This window comes from Rhodococcus baikonurensis (assembly GCF_040489275.1).
Lineage (GTDB): Bacteria > Actinomycetota > Actinomycetes > Mycobacteriales > Mycobacteriaceae > Rhodococcus_F > Rhodococcus_F baikonurensis.
This window is the reverse complement of sequence record NZ_JBEUOQ010000001.1, coordinates 708724-723431: the sequence shown is the minus strand read 5'-3', so window position 1 is coordinate 723431 and position 14708 is coordinate 708724. Positions and strand designations below refer to the sequence as shown.

The window sequence follows — 14708 nt, the reverse complement described above, 5'->3', positions numbered from 1 at the left end:
GGATCTCCCCCGCGAAAGGGGAGCGATGCGCCGGATACGGAAGATATCGACAGCAGCAGTGACGTGTGTACTCGCGTCGACCGCGGTCTTGGGAGCGACCCAGGCGCATGCGTCCCCGTGGGATTGCAACGTCACAGGCAGCTTGGATCAATCAGGTGGGCCGACCAATCCGATTCCCTGGCTCAACGGCACGGACGGCAAACTGCCGGAACTGCAGGGGCGCACGTCCGCCGTCGAATACATCACGGGCGCACTCAGCCCCAACCAAACCGTCGAGCGGTTCAATGTTCTCGGCACGGATCTCGGCATCATGTGGGACAACGGCGCAGGTCAGGTCCTGACTGCTTTCGGTGACACCGTCGGAATCGGATCTGACCCCCTGTGCTCCGGGGTGGTCGGTGACTGGCGCAGCAACGTCCTGTTCCGTAGCTCGGACGGAAACCTGTCCGACGGCATGAACATCGACTCCTCGCCGACCGACCGGCCGAATCATTCTCGCGAGATCATCGGAAGTCTGAAAGTCACCGGCGTCGAAACCAGCAGCATTCCGACGACGGGTATCTCGGTGGGCGGCGTTCAATACGTCAACTACATGTCGATTCGTTCGTGGGGAGGGTCGGGCGAGTGGGTCACCAACTTCTCGCAGATCGCGTCCTCGCACGACAACGGTGAGACCTGGCAGATCGAACCGGCCTCGTCCCGGCCCAATCTGCCGTTGACGGGTAACGACAACTTCCAGATGGGTTCCTTCGTCAAAGACGGTGGTTACGTCTACAACTTCGGTACCCCTGCGGGACGCTTCGGCGAGGGGCGCCTCTCACGCGTGAAGGAAACCTCCATCGCGGACGTCGCGGCGTACGAATACTGGGACGGAAAAGCGTGGGTCCCCAACAATCCCGCTGCCGCTGCAGTAGTTCTCGACGGGGACGTCAGCGAACTGTCGGTGCAGTACAACAACTATCTCGGCAAGTTCGTCGCGATGTACTCCAACGAGTGGGGCGCCCTGGTGCTACGGACGGCGTCGGATCTGACCGGTCCGTGGAGTGCACCGGACGTCGTGATCGGCACCGATGCGGTTCCGGGGCTTTACGGCGCCTACATGCACCCCTGGTCGCAGGGGCAGGACCTCTACTTTCTCGCCACCACCTGGTCCGACTACAACGTCATGCTCATGAAGACCACGCTGCATCAGTGAACCGGATGGTTATCGTTGAACGGTGAGCACCACCGACAACGCGTTACTGATCACCGCCCTTCGCGACGTGTTGGTGGGGCCACTTCCCGAAATCGGCCGACGATTCTCGACGCTGATCGCGGACATGGCGCCGCACACCTCTCTGGTGATCTTCACCCGTGAGTGCACCGGTAGGCCGCGCAAGGTCGCCGGGGATCCAGCCGTCGTCGATCGTGTGACCATCGCCGAACTCGACCGCATCCGTACAGATCTCACTGTCGGACAAATCTTTCGGGGAAAGTGCGCTATCGCCGGCCGGGACCGTGAAGTGCTTGCGATGCTCGATCGAACCGATACGCTCCTCGTTCTGACGCCGCACCCCGGACCGGTGAAAACGGCATCTCTCGAATTGATCCAGGCGCTGTTCGCAGTGACTGCAACCGGAATCCAGCTCCAGGTCCGGAACGCGAGCCCCGCATATCTCGCCGAGTCGCGGGCGGCGTCGTCCGAGCGTGCGCGCACCGTGGCAGAGATGACGGAGGTGCACGCGGCCACCCTCGAAACGATGCTGGCGACGCTGCGCTCGGCCGATCTCGACGACACACGTGCGCGAACCTCGGCCAGGGAGACTGCGGCCTCGGCCCTGATCGGCCTTCGTTCAGCCGTCGACGTGCACCGCGAGTTGGCCGAAGAGTCCACCACCACGGCTTTTGCTCGGATGCGTGGGGAATTGCGTTCGCTGCTCAAGCATCGCGAAATCGCATTGGAATTGGTGGAGCCACCCGTCGACGGGCGCGGGCTACCCGGCGAAGTGGCGCACGGCGCCCGCGCGGTCGTCCGCGGCGCAGTCTTGGCGTTGTCGGATCAGCAGACGCTCTCGCGAATCCGGGTGGCCTGGACGCTCGACGCGGCTTCGCTCTCGATCGACATCCGCGACGACGGCGGCGGTGAAGCCGACGTGGTTGACGTGGAACGCCAATTGCGTTCGAGGGTAGAGACTTTGGGTGGAACCGTCGAATCCGAGTCGACGCCCGGGTGGGGGAACCGGATCAGTGCAACCATCCCTCTCGACGCCCCCGTCGCCCTACCGAACCGCGACGTCCTGACGGAACTGGCTCCGCGGGAGTTCGAGGTACTCGAGCATCTGGTGGCCGGACGACGAAACAAGGCGATCTCGGAGCGCCTCGGCGTCAGTGAGAGCACGATCAAGTTTCATGTTGCCGGGGTCCTGCGGAAATTGGGCGTCGAGAGTCGGGGTGCGGCGGCCGCCGCGGGCGCGGAGGCCGGCGTGAAGCCTGCACCCTAGTCCTTTCGGCCAGGTCGGTCAGTCAGTTCGACCAGGGTTGCGGGCACCTGCTTCGGGCTAACCTTTCAACGAGTGCACATATCGCAATGTGAAAACACTGCGCCATGTGACGACACGTCCTCAATCGCACGAAGCCAGGAGCAAAGCCATGCCACAGCAGGTACGCGGCGTCATCGCCCGATCCAAGGGTGCCCCCGTCGAAATCGTCCCCATCACGATTCCCGATCCCGGTGCCAACGAGGTAGTGGTCGCCATTGCAGCGTGCGGTGTGTGCCACACCGACCTGACCTACCGCGACGGCGGAATCAACGACGAGTACCCGTTCCTGCTCGGGCACGAGGCGTCGGGCATCGTCGAGAGCGTCGGCCCCGGTGTCACTCACGTCGAGGTGGGCGACTTCGTCGTCCTCAACTGGCGTGCCGTGTGCGGGCAGTGTCGTGCGTGTAAGCGTGGCCGCCCGCAGTACTGCTTCGACACGTTCAACGCCGAGCAGAAGATGACGCTCGAAGACGGCACCGAACTGACGCCGGCACTCGGCATCGGCGCATTCGCAGACAAGACGCTGGTTCACGAAGGCCAGTGCACCAAGGTCGACGCCTCGGCCGATCCGGCTGTCGTCGGACTGCTCGGTTGCGGTGTCATGGCCGGCATGGGTGCCGCGATGAACACCGGCAACGTCGGACGCGGTGATTCAGTGGCCGTGATCGGGTGTGGCGGCGTCGGCGACGCAGCGATCATGGGTTCACGCCTGGCCGGTGCCAATACCATCATCGCCATCGACCGGGATCCGCGAAAGCTGGAGTGGGCCACGGAACTTGGTGCCACGCACACGATCAATGCCACCGAGGTCGACGACGTCGTCGAGGCAGTCCAGGAGCTGACCGGAGGTTTCGGTGCCGACGTGGTTGTCGACGCAGTCGGTCGCCCGGAGACCTGGAAGCAGGCGTTCTACGCCCGCGACCTCGCGGGAACTGTAGTGCTGGTGGGTGTTCCGACGCCGGATATGAAGCTGGAAATGCCGCTGGTGGACTTCTTCTCGCGCGGCGGAGCCCTCAAGTCGTCGTGGTACGGCGATTGCCTGCCCGAGCGTGACTTCCCCGTTCTGGTCGACCTGTACCAGCAGGGGCGTCTGCCGCTCGAGAAGTTCGTCAGCGAGCGCATCAAGCTCGACGAGGTGGAGAAGGCCTTCGAGACGATGCACCGCGGCGAGGTCCTCCGTTCGGTGGTGGTCCTGTGACATTGCGAGTCGATCGCGTCGTCACCTCGGGCACGTTCAGCCTCGACGGCGGAACCTGGGACGTCGACAACAACATCTGGCTGATCGGTGACGACAACGAAGTGGTAATCGTCGACGCAGCTCACACCGCGCAGCCGATCATCGACGCTGTCGGCGGACGCAAGGTGATCGGAATCGTCTGCACCCACGGTCACAACGATCACGTCACGGTTGCGCCGGAGCTGGCCGAGAAGCTCGACGCTCCGATCTACCTGAACCCGGCCGACGATGTCCTCTGGGAGATGACTCACCCCGGGGTGAAGCATCTGAGCTTGGAAGATGATCAGCGTATTGCTGTGGCGGGCACGGACATTCTGGCCATCCATACACCCGGCCATTCCCCGGGGTCGACCTGCCTCTACCTGCCCGAGGCGGGGGAACTGTTCAGCGGTGACACCTTGTTCTCCGGTGGTCCCGGTGCTACCGGGCGGTCGTACTCCGACTTCCCGACCATCATCGGGTCCATTCGCGACAAGCTGTTCGCGCTCCCCGCCGAGACCAAGGTTCACACCGGTCACGGCGACGGCACGACGATCGGTACCGAGGCGCCGCATCTCGAAGAATGGATCCGCGCCGGATCCTGATGTGATCAGAAGCGAAGTGGGGACGACGGTACCGGCGTCCCCACTTTGTCACAACGCTGATGCCCAACCGGCGGTGTCGTTCTCACCCGGGATTGCCATCAGGCCGTGCCACAGTTCGAGGATCTCGAACCATTCTGTCTCGGATCGGCTGAGGGGACGTACAGATTCGTAGCCGGCGCGCAGGCTCTGCCGTACCGCGATCGGTGTCGGTCGCCAATCGGTGAACAGGGTGCCCAGATAGACGCTTGCCTTGGCCAGGTCGCTCACCCGGTGGTCGATCACCACGTCGTCGAAGTCGAGTACTCCGGTGGTCTGAGAGTTTCGAGTCAAGATGTTGGCTGCACGGAAGTCGTTGTGTACCAGTTGTGGTTGGTCATCGAGGTCGTGTGCCCGCGACAAGAAGTCCGCGAGCCTGCGCGTCGCCTCAGGTGCGAACCCGCGGTCGAAATTCTCGAGCCAACCACCGATGCGCTCCTCCAACCCGGTGCTGCGCGACGAGAATACCGATCCGTCGACGTGGGTGGCGCCGAGCGTTCGGTGTATCTCTGCCAGACATGCTCCTGCCGACCGGACCGCCGCGTGGTCCTGCACGTCCAACCAATCTCCCGCCAACTCCGGCAGTACGGTGAATGACACTGCGCACGAAGGCCCTTCCAGTGTTTCCCGATCCAGCAGTGTTTCCCGGACCAGCAGTGTTTCCCGGTCCAAACCGTTCAGAGACGTGACTGGCAACGGAACGGGCGCACCCTGCCCGGCGAGTGCGCTCAGCAGTCGCGTCGACGCCTCCAGCTTCGGGAAGCGATCGGTGGCGCGCGACCACTTCACCACCAGCCCGCCTCGGTCGCTCGCAACCCACACAATCGCGTTCTGGTCACTGATCGCCATTCGCGAGCACTCGAGGGCCGTCAATCCCCAAGTCTGCTCGAGTACCGCCGAGACCCAATGGGTGGCTGCGCGGAAGCTGTTGAATCCGAATCGCTCCTCCAGAGCGGCTTCCGGCTCCACCGACTCCCAGAGCATGGACAACCCGAGTGGCATTTCAATCGCCATGACGCAGTTCGCTGAAAATCAGGTTGGTCTGGGTATTGGCGATGGCCGGATCGTTGAGGTGCGCGCTGACGAAATCGCGAAGCCGAGTGGGGGATTCACACGAGACGTGCACCAGGAGATCACGGTCCCCACTCATCAGGAACACTCGCTGAACGGAATCCAATCCGCTCAGGTGCTCGGCAATTTCCGTCATCCGGCTCCTGGCGTGGGAGTGAATCAGAATCGACACCATCGCCGAGATCTCGAGGCCGAGTAGCTCGAGGTCTATGTCTGCATGAAACCCCTTGATGACGCCCGATTCGCGTAGCGCACGCATCCGCGCCAGAGCGGTCGACGGCGCTATCCCGACCTTCTCGGCGAGTGCGTTGTTGGGGATGCGTGCATCCCGGACGAGTTCGCGGAGAATCGCCGTATCGACGTCGTCGAGCCGAACATGATTCGGCCGAGCCGCGGCTGCCGCCCGTTCGATCGCATTAATCATCCGATTTCTCCCTGCCGTCGCGAAAATATTCAGCAACTATTGACCGCGCCCGTCGATGATTCTAGCTTTTGCCAAACACATCGAATTATCAAACGGTCGAGATCGACACAGTCGACTGTTGCGACGAAGGGGTCCGGATGGTTCCGAGGATCGGCCGACACACGGGCGATTCGGGGGCGCGGTTGATCGACATCAGCCCGCCGATCTCCGAATCGACGCCCGTATGGCCAGGTGATACCGCCTTCAACCGGGCTGTTACGTCAGATCTGGGCGGCAGTGACGCCGTCACCATCAACAGAATCACCACCACCCCACATATCGGTGCTCACGCCGACGCACCGGCGCACACCCGCATCGACGGTGCGCCCATCGGTTCTGTTCCCCTCGAGCCCTATCTCGGCGAAGCGCTGGTGGTCGACATGACGGGGGTCGACGGTGCCGCCTGCATCAAGCCCGTCGAAGAGACGGTGGAGCGACTCGGCGGCCATCTGCCGCAACGGCTGATTCTGAGGACGTACCCGAAGTACCCGAGCGAGTGGGACAACGACTTCGCCGGTGTTTCTCCGGACCTGACCCACTGGTTCGCCGACCGCGGGGGCGTTCTGATCGGAATCGACGGCGCGTCGTTCGATCCGATGGACAGCAAGACCATGGACGGGCACCACGCGGCAAGCGATCGTGGCGTCGCGATCCTCGAAGGACTTTGCCTCGACGACGTCGACGAAGGCTACTACGAGTTGATCGCACTGCCGCTGAAGTTCCTCGACCTCGATGCCAGCCCGGTACGGGCCGTGCTCCGGACTCTGCCTTCATCACCCTCAACGCCGACACATGCAGGAGAAGAATCGTCATGACATCGACAACCACCCTTTCGTTGGAAGACTGCGTCAAGGCCGACGCAGTGGATCCCCTGAGAGAGTTCCGCCGCGAGTTCGCGATTCCGGAGGGCGTTCTCTACTTCGACGGAAACTCGCTCGGCGCGCGTCCCGTTGCTGCACAGGAATGCGCCGCGAGAGTGATCGGCGACGAGTGGGGCAACGGCTTGGTTCGCAGTTGGAACGAGGCTGGATGGTTCGACCTCCCGGTCCGCCTCGGTGACAAACTTGCCCCGTTGCTGGGAGCAGGTGAAGGCGAAGTGGTAGTGACGGATTCGACGTCGATCAACCTGTTCAAGGCATTGGCCTCCGCACTGTCCATCGCGGCTGCACAGGACCCCAGCCGAAAGGTGATCGTCTCCGAGCGAGACAATTTCCCGACTGACCTCTACATTGCGGAGGGCATCATCTCGCTGCTCGATCAGGGATACGAACTACGCCTGATCGACCAACCGGGTGACCTCGCCGAGGCGGTAGGGCCGGACACCGCCGTGGTGATGTTGTCGCACGTCAACTACCGCACCGGAAACCTGTATGCGATGGCGGAAGTCACTGCAGCAGTGCAGGAATGTGGCGCGCTCATGATCTGGGACCTCGCACACTCTGCTGGCGCCGTGACAGTCGACCTGGGCGGCGCCGACGCCGACTTCGCGGTCGGGTGTACGTACAAGTACCTCAATGGTGGTCCGGGTTCACCTGCATTCATCTGGGTCAACCGTCGCCATCAGAACACCGGAATCCAGCCGCTGTCCGGGTGGTGGGGGCACGCGCGACCGTTCGCGATGGAGTCGGCCTACGAACCGGGCGCAGGAATACGACGGTTTCTGAGTGGTACTCAACCCATCACGTCGTTGTCACTCGTCGAGTGTGGTCTCGACGTCGCGCTCAAAGCTGACATGGCCGACATCCGCAGCAAGTCGCTCGCGCTGGCCGATCTCTTCATCGATCTCGTCGAGGATCGTTGCGCGGCATACGGTTTGGAGTTGATCACGCCCCGCGAGCATGAGCGTCGTGGCTCGCACGTGAGTTTTGTTCATCCCGAGGGCTATTCGATCATGAAGGCTCTCATCGCGAGGGGCGTGATCGGCGACTACCGCGAACCAGGAGTGCTGAGGTTCGGTATCACTCCGCTCTATCTCGGATATGCCGACGTGTGGAACGCCGTCGACGTGTTGCGAGACATCCTCGAGAACAAGTCCTGGGATCGCCCCGAATTCCGCGAGCGCGACGCAGTCACCTGATTCTTCCAAGTTTCCGCGGACCGGGAGGTACCGCCTTTCGCAAGGAGCTTTCATGAGTGATTTCAAAAACATTCAGCAGCGAGAATCAGGTCTCAAACGCGAACTCGGCCCCAAGCAGATGAGCATGATCGCGCTCGGTGGTGCAATCGGCACCGGACTCTTCCTCGGCAGTAAGTTCGCCATCGGATTTGCCGGCCCGAGCGTCATCATCAGTTACGCGATCGGCGGGTTGATCGCCCTGCTGCTGATGGGTGCCCTCGCCGAAATGACCGTCGCACATGCGACATCGGGTTCGTTCGGTGCGTACGCCGAGTTCTACGTCGGACCGTTGATCGGCTTCCTCGTTCGCTATCTCTACTGGTCATGCATCGTCCTCGCGGTCGGTACCGAGGTCACCGCGATCGGTGAATACATGCAGTTCTGGTTCGCCGACGTACCGTCGTGGCTGTGGATCGTGTTGTTCTCCGGAGTGTTGATCGGCGTGAACATGTTCAACGTCAAGGCCTTCGGAACGATGGAGTACTGGTTCTCGACGATCAAGGTCTTCGCGATCGTGGCGTTCATCGTGATGGCAGCGTACGTCGTGTTCGGTAGCGGAAACCCGGACTACGGATTTCACAATTACACAGCCGGTGGCGGATTCTTTCCGAATGGTCTGTCCGGCATGTGGTTTGCCGTGATCGTATCGATCTTCAGCTACTTGAGCATCGAGATGATCGCCATTGCGGCCGGTGAGGCGGAGAACCCGGCGGTAGCGGTGAAGAAGGCGTTCCGTGTGACGATCGTCCGACTGTTCGTCTTCTACATCGCAACCCTTGCTTTGATTCTGGCAATTGCTCCGATGGACAAGATCTTGAGCGGTGGAAGCCCTTTCGTCACGGTGATGCAGGTCGTGAAGATTCCGGGCGCAGACAGCGTGCTGAACTTCGTGGTGATCATCGCTGCACTGTCTGCGATGAACAGTCAGCTGTACGTATCTTCGCGAATGATGTTCTCGCTCTCGCGTGCTGGTGACGCGCCGGCCATTCTCGGCAAGGTCAGGGCCAACGGCTCGCCGGTCAACGCCTTGCTGCTGTCGACATCGGGCATCGCCGTCGCGACCATCGTCTACGTTCTCTTTCCCGAGCAGGCATTCACGTTGATGATCTCGTTGTCGATGTTCGGAGCGATGGCGACGTGGCTGCTGATCTTCGTGACGCACTGGTTCTTTCGCAAGCGGATGGCAAGCGAAGGACGAACACTCTCGTTCACGATTCCGTTCTTCCCGGTGGGGACGATACTGGGTGGTGTCCTCATGGTCGCGATCCTCGTCACGACATTGTGGGTCGAGGATTTCAAGATGACCTTGGTGTTCGGGGTGCCGTTTGTTCTTGCCGTGATCGGCATCTACTACTTCACCCGATCACGTCGGGCGCATAGTCGAGCGGTAACGGCTGAACAGGTTCAGGACGAGATCACCGGCACGGTGGTCAAGCGGGTTCCCTGACTTACGTTGGCAATCACAGGGTTTCGGCGAAAAACTCCATAGTGCGGGTCCAGGCGAGGGCAGCAGAATCCGGGGCGTAGTGGCTGGTCGAAGTGTCGTTGTTGAACGCGTGGCCGGCGTCGGCATAGCGGTACACCCGGGCGAGATCGGACGCGGTTGTGCGCAATTGCTCGACGCTCTCCGGTGGGATACTCGGATCGAGGTCGCCGTAGTGACCGAGCCACGGGACCTGCAGTTGCGCTGCAAGTTCGGTGCCTGCCGCGATTCCGTCCCATCGGGCCTCGGCGACACCGCCGCCGTAATACGTGACAGCGGAATCGACGAGGGGTACCGCGGCACACCACAGTGACGCGGTGCCGCCCATGCAGAATCCGAGGGAGCCGACTCTGTCTGCTCCCTCGGATCGGCTGTAGTCGACGGCGGCACGTACGTCGTGGCCGATGCTTGTGCTGTCGAGTGCCATGAGCGCATCCTTCGCGGACGGGAAGTCGGTGAAGGACGTTTGTGCGCCGCGGTGGTAGAGGTGCGGAGCCACGGCAAGATAGCCGGCGGCGGCGAGGCGCTCGAGGATGCTCTCGATGTGTTTGTTCACGCCCCACGCTTCTTGGAGAACGACTACTGCATGCAACGGTTCACTCGGCGAATCCGGTCGACTGACGGTCAGCGGTACGTCACGTGTGGTCGTCGTGAAAGTTCCCATGTCCCGACTGTATGCGAGTACGGACTGTATTCGAGCACAGCCTGTAGGTGCACGGTCGAACTAGACTCGTCGAATGTTCAGTTCCGACGTTCCGCCGATCAGCCTGGGCAGTTGGCCGACGCCCGTCGAACCTGTGGCGCGTTGCGCGCAGGCACTCGGATTGGGTCCGGAAGACCTGTGGATCAAACGTGACGACGTCATCGGCCTGGGCGGCGGCGGCAACAAGATCCGAAAGCTGCAGTACACCTGCGCTCAGGCTTTGGCGGTCGGCGCGACGACTCTGATCACTACCGGTGCACCGCAAAGCAATCACGCTCGGTTGACTGCCGCGGCAGCAGCTCGGTTGGGATTGCGTTGTGTGCTGGTGCTCGGTGGTGCCGAGCCGGAATCCGTGCAGGGAAATCTCGTTCTGGATGCACTCGCGGGCGCTGAGATCGTCTGGGCTGGTGGGGACACGGCATCCGCGGTCGACGCTGCGGTGCAGGCCGTCGCTGACTCGGGCGGTGTTCCTTTTGTCATTCCCTTCGGTGGCACCAGTGCGGTGGCCGCGCAGGGCTACGTCGACTGCGCACGCGAGATCGAGCAGCAACTCCCCGGAGTGGATCGCGTCGTGGTTGCGCTCGGATCGGGCGGAACGATGGCTGGCCTTGTCGCCCATCTGGGCGTCGACAGGGTTGTCGGCGTCGATGTCGGGGCTGTTGCCGATCCAGTGTCGACTGTCGCTGGGTTAGTGGACGAGATGCCCGGGTCAACTGTGCGAGCCGAGGATCTTCAGATCGTCCGAAACCAAGTTGGCCAAGGCTATTCGACGCTTACGGAAGCATCAGCCGGCGCGATCAGATGTTTGGCTCGTACGGAGGGCATCTTCCTCGACCCGACGTACACCGGCCGAGGCTTTGCGGGATTGATCCAACTCGTGAAGGACAAGGCCATCACGGCGGGATCAAAAACGGTCTTCCTGCACACCGGTGGGTTACCCGGCCTGTTCGGCCACCCCGAACTGTCGACTCTGCGGTGAGCGAGCAGATCGACTACCCGCTCAGCAGTCCACTCGACGAACTGTCCGAGTGGCAACGCGTGGTGCGACCGCTGCGTGTCAGCGCCGACGGTTACCTGCGGTTGGCGACCAATCGGCTGGCGGTCGATTCCGACTACACCTGGGACATGCACCGCCACAGCGATCACGAATTGCTGTGGGCGATCGATGGTGTTCTCGAGGTCCGTACTCCGGAGACCGTGTACACCGTGCCGAGCGGGGTCAGTCTGTGGATCCCCTCCTTTGTTCCCCACGAGGTGACGGCGCGCAGCGGCACCGAATTGTCGTGCACGTGGTTGGTGGCATCCGATGTGACCGGGTTGGATCGTGTGGTGGCCTTGTCCACCCCGCCGCTGCTCGAACTAGTACTCGATCACCTCACCAGAGACGACCTGACGGACGCGGAGCGTCGGCGAGCCGAGGCGTTTGCCATCGACCTCGTCGAACCCGTTCCGCGACTGATTTTCGATGTACCGCTGCCGACGACGCCGTGGCTTCGGCAGATCGCAGATCAGTTGGTTGCCAGCCCGGCCGACACCCGATTGGTGGAGGAGTGGGCCGCCGACGCGAAAGTCAGCACGAGGACCCTCACGCGAAGGTTTCCGGTTGAGACGGGACTGACCTTCTCGGAATGGCGTATGCGACTGCGGGCTCATCACGCGATGCAACTTCTGGCACTCGGTCGAAGCATCTCGTTTGTGGCGCGGAAGACGGGTTTTCGTTCCGAAAGCGCGTTCGGCGCGGCGTTCCGTCGAACGATGGGTGTGACTCCGGGCGAGTTCGCAAGCCTGATCGATCATCCGCGCACGCCGATGGCCGATTGGCTACAGGACTAGTCCGAACAGCGACTCAAAGGGCCTCGATCGGACTTGTGTAGCGCCCGAGCATCAACTTAGGGTTGGCTAAACAATCACCCTGTAGGAGTTCTGCGTGCGCGCAATTCGATCATCTTCTTTCGGTTCCAGAGTCATCGCAGCGGCGGCAGCAGCCGTTGTCGGTGCGATGCTGATGACCGGATGTTCCTCGTCGTCGGCCGATTCCGAGCAGACTGACGTCCGGACCGTCGCGTCGGCGTACGGGGACATCGAGGTTCCGGTTTCACCGCAGCGCGTCGTCGCCGCGTCGTACGACACTCCTTGGCAGCTGATGTCCCTCGGAGTGAAACCGGCTGCTGTGCAGGACTACGGCAAGTGGATCAGTGAATTCACGCAGGAGCAACAGGCCTTCGTCGACGGGCTCCCGACGATCGGGCCTTTCGGGGAAATGAACTTCGAAGCGATCGCTGCGGCGGATCCCGACATCATCGTCGGTGACGCCGACGAGGTGGACCAAGCGGCGTTCGACCGTCTGTCGGGCATTGCGCCCACTGTCATCGTCAAGGGCGAGAGCCGGGGCGACTGGAAGACGATCACCACCGAGATCGCGGAGGCGATCGGCAAGACCGACGTGCTCGAGTCGACGCGCACTGCTTACGAAACGAATCTCGAACGTGTTCGCGGCGAGTACGCGGACGTGATCGCGAACAACAAGTGGATTCACATTTCACTCGGAGACGCACCCGGCGCGTTCTCGGTTCAGCAGCCCACCGGTGCGATCGGCAATTTGGTCGTCAACGAACTCGGATTGGCGTACGGGCCCGGTGTTCCGACCAATTACACCGATGCCGGATACGAGTCCTACCCGATGGAGCAGTTGGCCGACATCATGAACGGTGTGACGGTCGTGCTGTACCCGCTGAATGCGGACGGGTCGACCAGTGCGGCGGTTCAGGCGGTCCTCGACGACAACCTCTTCACAAGGCTGCCGGCGGCGCAGGCTGGGCACGTCTTCGGATTGCAGTCGAGCGTCACAGATTTCGTGACCGCGAACGGTTGGCTGAACGAAGTGAAAACGAAGGTGTTTGCAACGCTCTGACGCTTGCTCACCTTTGGACTGCGCGCCCGCAACCGACCAGTTGAGGGCGCGCAGTCTTTTAGTTGCTATCTGGGACGAGGATCCTGTCCCCTGCTTATGATTTCTGTCACTGATGGTTACCGTTACTCGTTGAGGGGGATCTGGGCTGATCTTGCCAAACCCTTGACGTTTCGACGCGCAGCGAAAGGCTGTGTCGGTGTCGATTGCCGCAGATCGATGGGGTATTTTGTCCGGATCAGCTGTCGGGGTGAACAGTCGCTTCTCGGGGGAGAGCGCGTGCCGGACATGCGTCCCGGTCGGTTTCCAGTAGAGCGCCGTGCGTTCGCGGCCACATCCGTCAGCGCGTGAGTCGTGGTTTGCTGAGCGTGAACGGTGCGTGGGGCGAATCGTTCGAGGGGATGAAAGGCGAGATCGGCGAATGACAGCTACTTCCGACGCACGGCAGACCGGATCGAAGGCTGTCCAGAACACCGACTCGCCGTCCGGCGAAAATCCGCGCTGGCGCGACCGCAAGAGGTACCTGTGGCCGCTCGGATTGCTGATTCCACTCAGCCCGTTCATCTCCTGGTTTCTCGTCGACAACTTTCGTCTCGGATTGTTCTGGGCGACCGGTGCGTGGTTGCTGGTCATCGTCATCCCGATCATCGACATGCTGGCCGGTGAAGACGGCGAAAGTCCGCCGGACGATGCGATCCCAGGGCTGCAGAAGGACCGCTACTACCGCTGGTGCACTTATGCGTTCCTCCCCTTGCAATACGCCGGTCTGGTCTTCGCCTGCTGGTGCTGGATCAACGCTCCGATGGGAATCGCGGAGAAGATCGCGATGTCGTTCACGGTGGGCGTAGTCGCCGGCGTCGGTATCAACGCGGCCCACGAACTCGGGCACAAGAGCGAGAAGGTCGAGCAGTGGCTCGCGAAGGTGGCGCTTGCACAGTCTCTGTACGGGCACTTCTACGTCGAACACAATTTCGGCCACCATGTGCGTGTAGCTACTCCGCAGGACCCGGCCAGCTCGCGGTTCGGCGAGAGCTTCTGGAGGTTCTTGCCACGAAGTGTGTTCGGCGGCCTGCGTTCTGCCTGGCGTATCGAGAGCGCTCGACTCCAGCGGAAAGGCAAGCGAACCTGGAGCCTCGAGAACAACGTCCTCAATGCGTGGGCGATGAGCGTTGTCCTCTTCGCGACGCTGATCGGCATCTTCGGTTGGGAGGTTGCACCCTGGCTCCTGCTGCAGGCAGTTGCCGGATTCACCTTCCTCGAAGCGGCGAACTACCTCGAGCATTACGGTCTGCTGCGCGGCAAGCGTGCCGACGGCTCGTACGTTCGCTGCAGCCCCGCTGACAGTTGGAACAGCGATCACGTCGTGAGCAATCTGTTTCTCTACCAACTGCAGCGGCACAGCGACCATCACGCCAACCCGAAGTTGCGGTACCAAAGCCTGCGCAGCGCAGCCGAAGCCCCGCAACTCCCGGCCGGCTACGCAGTGATGATCGTGATCGCGTGGATACCACCGCTGTGGCGCCGGGTGATGGATCAGCGCTTGTTGGACTACTACGACGGCGATCTGGAACGAATCAACGTCGGCTGA

Annotated in this window: 14 protein-coding genes; 11 read left to right on the top strand and 3 right to left on the bottom strand. The window is 62.1% G+C overall.

Annotation, left to right across the window (positions count from 1 at the left end; genetic code table 11):
• Positions 1 to 25 precede the first annotated feature (25 nt).
• The 4 genes from ABWI03_RS03670 to ABWI03_RS03655 all read left to right on the top strand — a co-directional run bounded on the left by ABWI03_RS03670 (position 26) and on the right by ABWI03_RS03655 (position 4340).
• A complete protein-coding gene (locus tag ABWI03_RS03670) occupies positions 26 to 1195 on the top strand; it encodes a glycoside hydrolase family 183 protein (protein ID WP_095972755.1) in 1170 nt (389 codons plus the stop codon).
• 22 nt (positions 1196 to 1217) lie between these two features.
• Positions 1218 to 2480, top strand: coding sequence for a helix-turn-helix transcriptional regulator (locus ABWI03_RS03665; protein ID WP_166812744.1), 1263 nt, complete (start codon positions 1218 to 1220; stop codon positions 2478 to 2480).
• A 148-nt stretch (positions 2481 to 2628) separates the two neighbouring features.
• On the top strand, positions 2629 to 3717 hold the full coding sequence (locus ABWI03_RS03660; protein WP_007730860.1) for an S-(hydroxymethyl)mycothiol dehydrogenase: 1089 nt from the start codon (positions 2629 to 2631) through the stop codon (positions 3715 to 3717).
• Positions 3714 to 4340 (top strand): MBL fold metallo-hydrolase, encoded by a 627-nt coding sequence (locus ABWI03_RS03655; RefSeq protein WP_007730862.1) that lies wholly within the window; start codon positions 3714 to 3716, stop codon positions 4338 to 4340. Before ABWI03_RS03660 ends, ABWI03_RS03655 begins: the two co-directional genes overlap by 4 nt.
• A 48-nt stretch (positions 4341 to 4388) precedes the next feature.
• Here the strand turns inward: ABWI03_RS03655 and ABWI03_RS03650 are convergent, their stop codons facing one another.
• Together ABWI03_RS03650 and ABWI03_RS03645 are read right to left on the bottom strand one after the other, a co-directional pair.
• Positions 4389 to 5390, bottom strand: coding sequence for a phosphotransferase enzyme family protein (locus ABWI03_RS03650; RefSeq protein WP_298776878.1), 1002 nt, complete (start codon positions 5388 to 5390; stop codon positions 4389 to 4391).
• Positions 5380 to 5871, bottom strand: a complete 492-nt coding sequence (locus ABWI03_RS03645) for an Lrp/AsnC family transcriptional regulator (protein ID WP_124568128.1) — start codon at positions 5869 to 5871, stop codon at positions 5380 to 5382. Before ABWI03_RS03645 ends, ABWI03_RS03650 begins: the two co-directional genes overlap by 11 nt.
• Positions 5872 to 6008: 137 nt before the next feature.
• Here ABWI03_RS03645 and kynB point away from each other — a divergent pair, with 137 nt between their 5' ends.
• From kynB to ABWI03_RS03630, 3 genes are read left to right on the top strand one after another with little or no spacing between them, the layout of a single operon-like run.
• Positions 6009 to 6725 carry an arylformamidase gene (kynB, locus tag ABWI03_RS03640; protein WP_298776880.1) on the top strand — a complete coding sequence of 239 codons (717 nt, stop codon included), beginning with the start codon at positions 6009 to 6011 and terminating at the stop codon, positions 6723 to 6725.
• Positions 6722 to 7987: a kynureninase gene (kynU, locus tag ABWI03_RS03635; protein WP_298776882.1), complete on the top strand. Its 1266-nt coding sequence runs from the start codon at positions 6722 to 6724 to the stop codon at positions 7985 to 7987. The genes kynB and kynU overlap by 4 nt, the downstream gene beginning before the upstream one ends.
• A 52-nt stretch (positions 7988 to 8039) precedes the next feature.
• The gene (locus ABWI03_RS03630; protein WP_298776883.1) at positions 8040 to 9473 is read left to right on the top strand and encodes an amino acid permease; all 1434 of its coding nucleotides are present in this window, start codon (positions 8040 to 8042) and stop codon (positions 9471 to 9473) included.
• 13 nt (positions 9474 to 9486) lie between these two features.
• Here ABWI03_RS03630 and ABWI03_RS03625 read toward each other — a convergent pair whose 3' ends face one another.
• Entirely contained in the window at positions 9487 to 10173 is a 687-nt protein-coding gene (locus ABWI03_RS03625) for a dienelactone hydrolase family protein (protein ID WP_298776884.1), read from the bottom strand.
• A gap of 73 nt (positions 10174 to 10246) precedes the next feature.
• Between ABWI03_RS03625 and ABWI03_RS03620 the strand changes: the two genes are divergently transcribed.
• From ABWI03_RS03620 to ABWI03_RS03605, 4 genes are all read left to right on the top strand, one after another.
• Positions 10247 to 11191 carry a D-cysteine desulfhydrase family protein gene (locus tag ABWI03_RS03620; RefSeq protein ID WP_298776886.1) on the top strand — a complete coding sequence of 315 codons (945 nt, stop codon included), beginning with the start codon at positions 10247 to 10249 and terminating at the stop codon, positions 11189 to 11191.
• A complete protein-coding gene (locus tag ABWI03_RS03615; RefSeq protein WP_298776888.1) occupies positions 11188 to 12045 on the top strand; it encodes a helix-turn-helix transcriptional regulator in 858 nt (285 codons plus the stop codon). The genes ABWI03_RS03620 and ABWI03_RS03615 overlap by 4 nt, the downstream gene beginning before the upstream one ends.
• 94 nt (positions 12046 to 12139) lie before the next feature.
• Positions 12140 to 13123: an ABC transporter substrate-binding protein gene (locus tag ABWI03_RS03610; protein ID WP_298776889.1), complete on the top strand. Its 984-nt coding sequence runs from the start codon at positions 12140 to 12142 to the stop codon at positions 13121 to 13123.
• Positions 13124 to 13541: 418 nt separating this feature from the next.
• Positions 13542 to 14708 carry an alkane 1-monooxygenase gene (locus ABWI03_RS03605; protein ID WP_298776891.1) on the top strand — a complete coding sequence of 389 codons (1167 nt, stop codon included), beginning with the start codon at positions 13542 to 13544 and terminating at the stop codon, positions 14706 to 14708.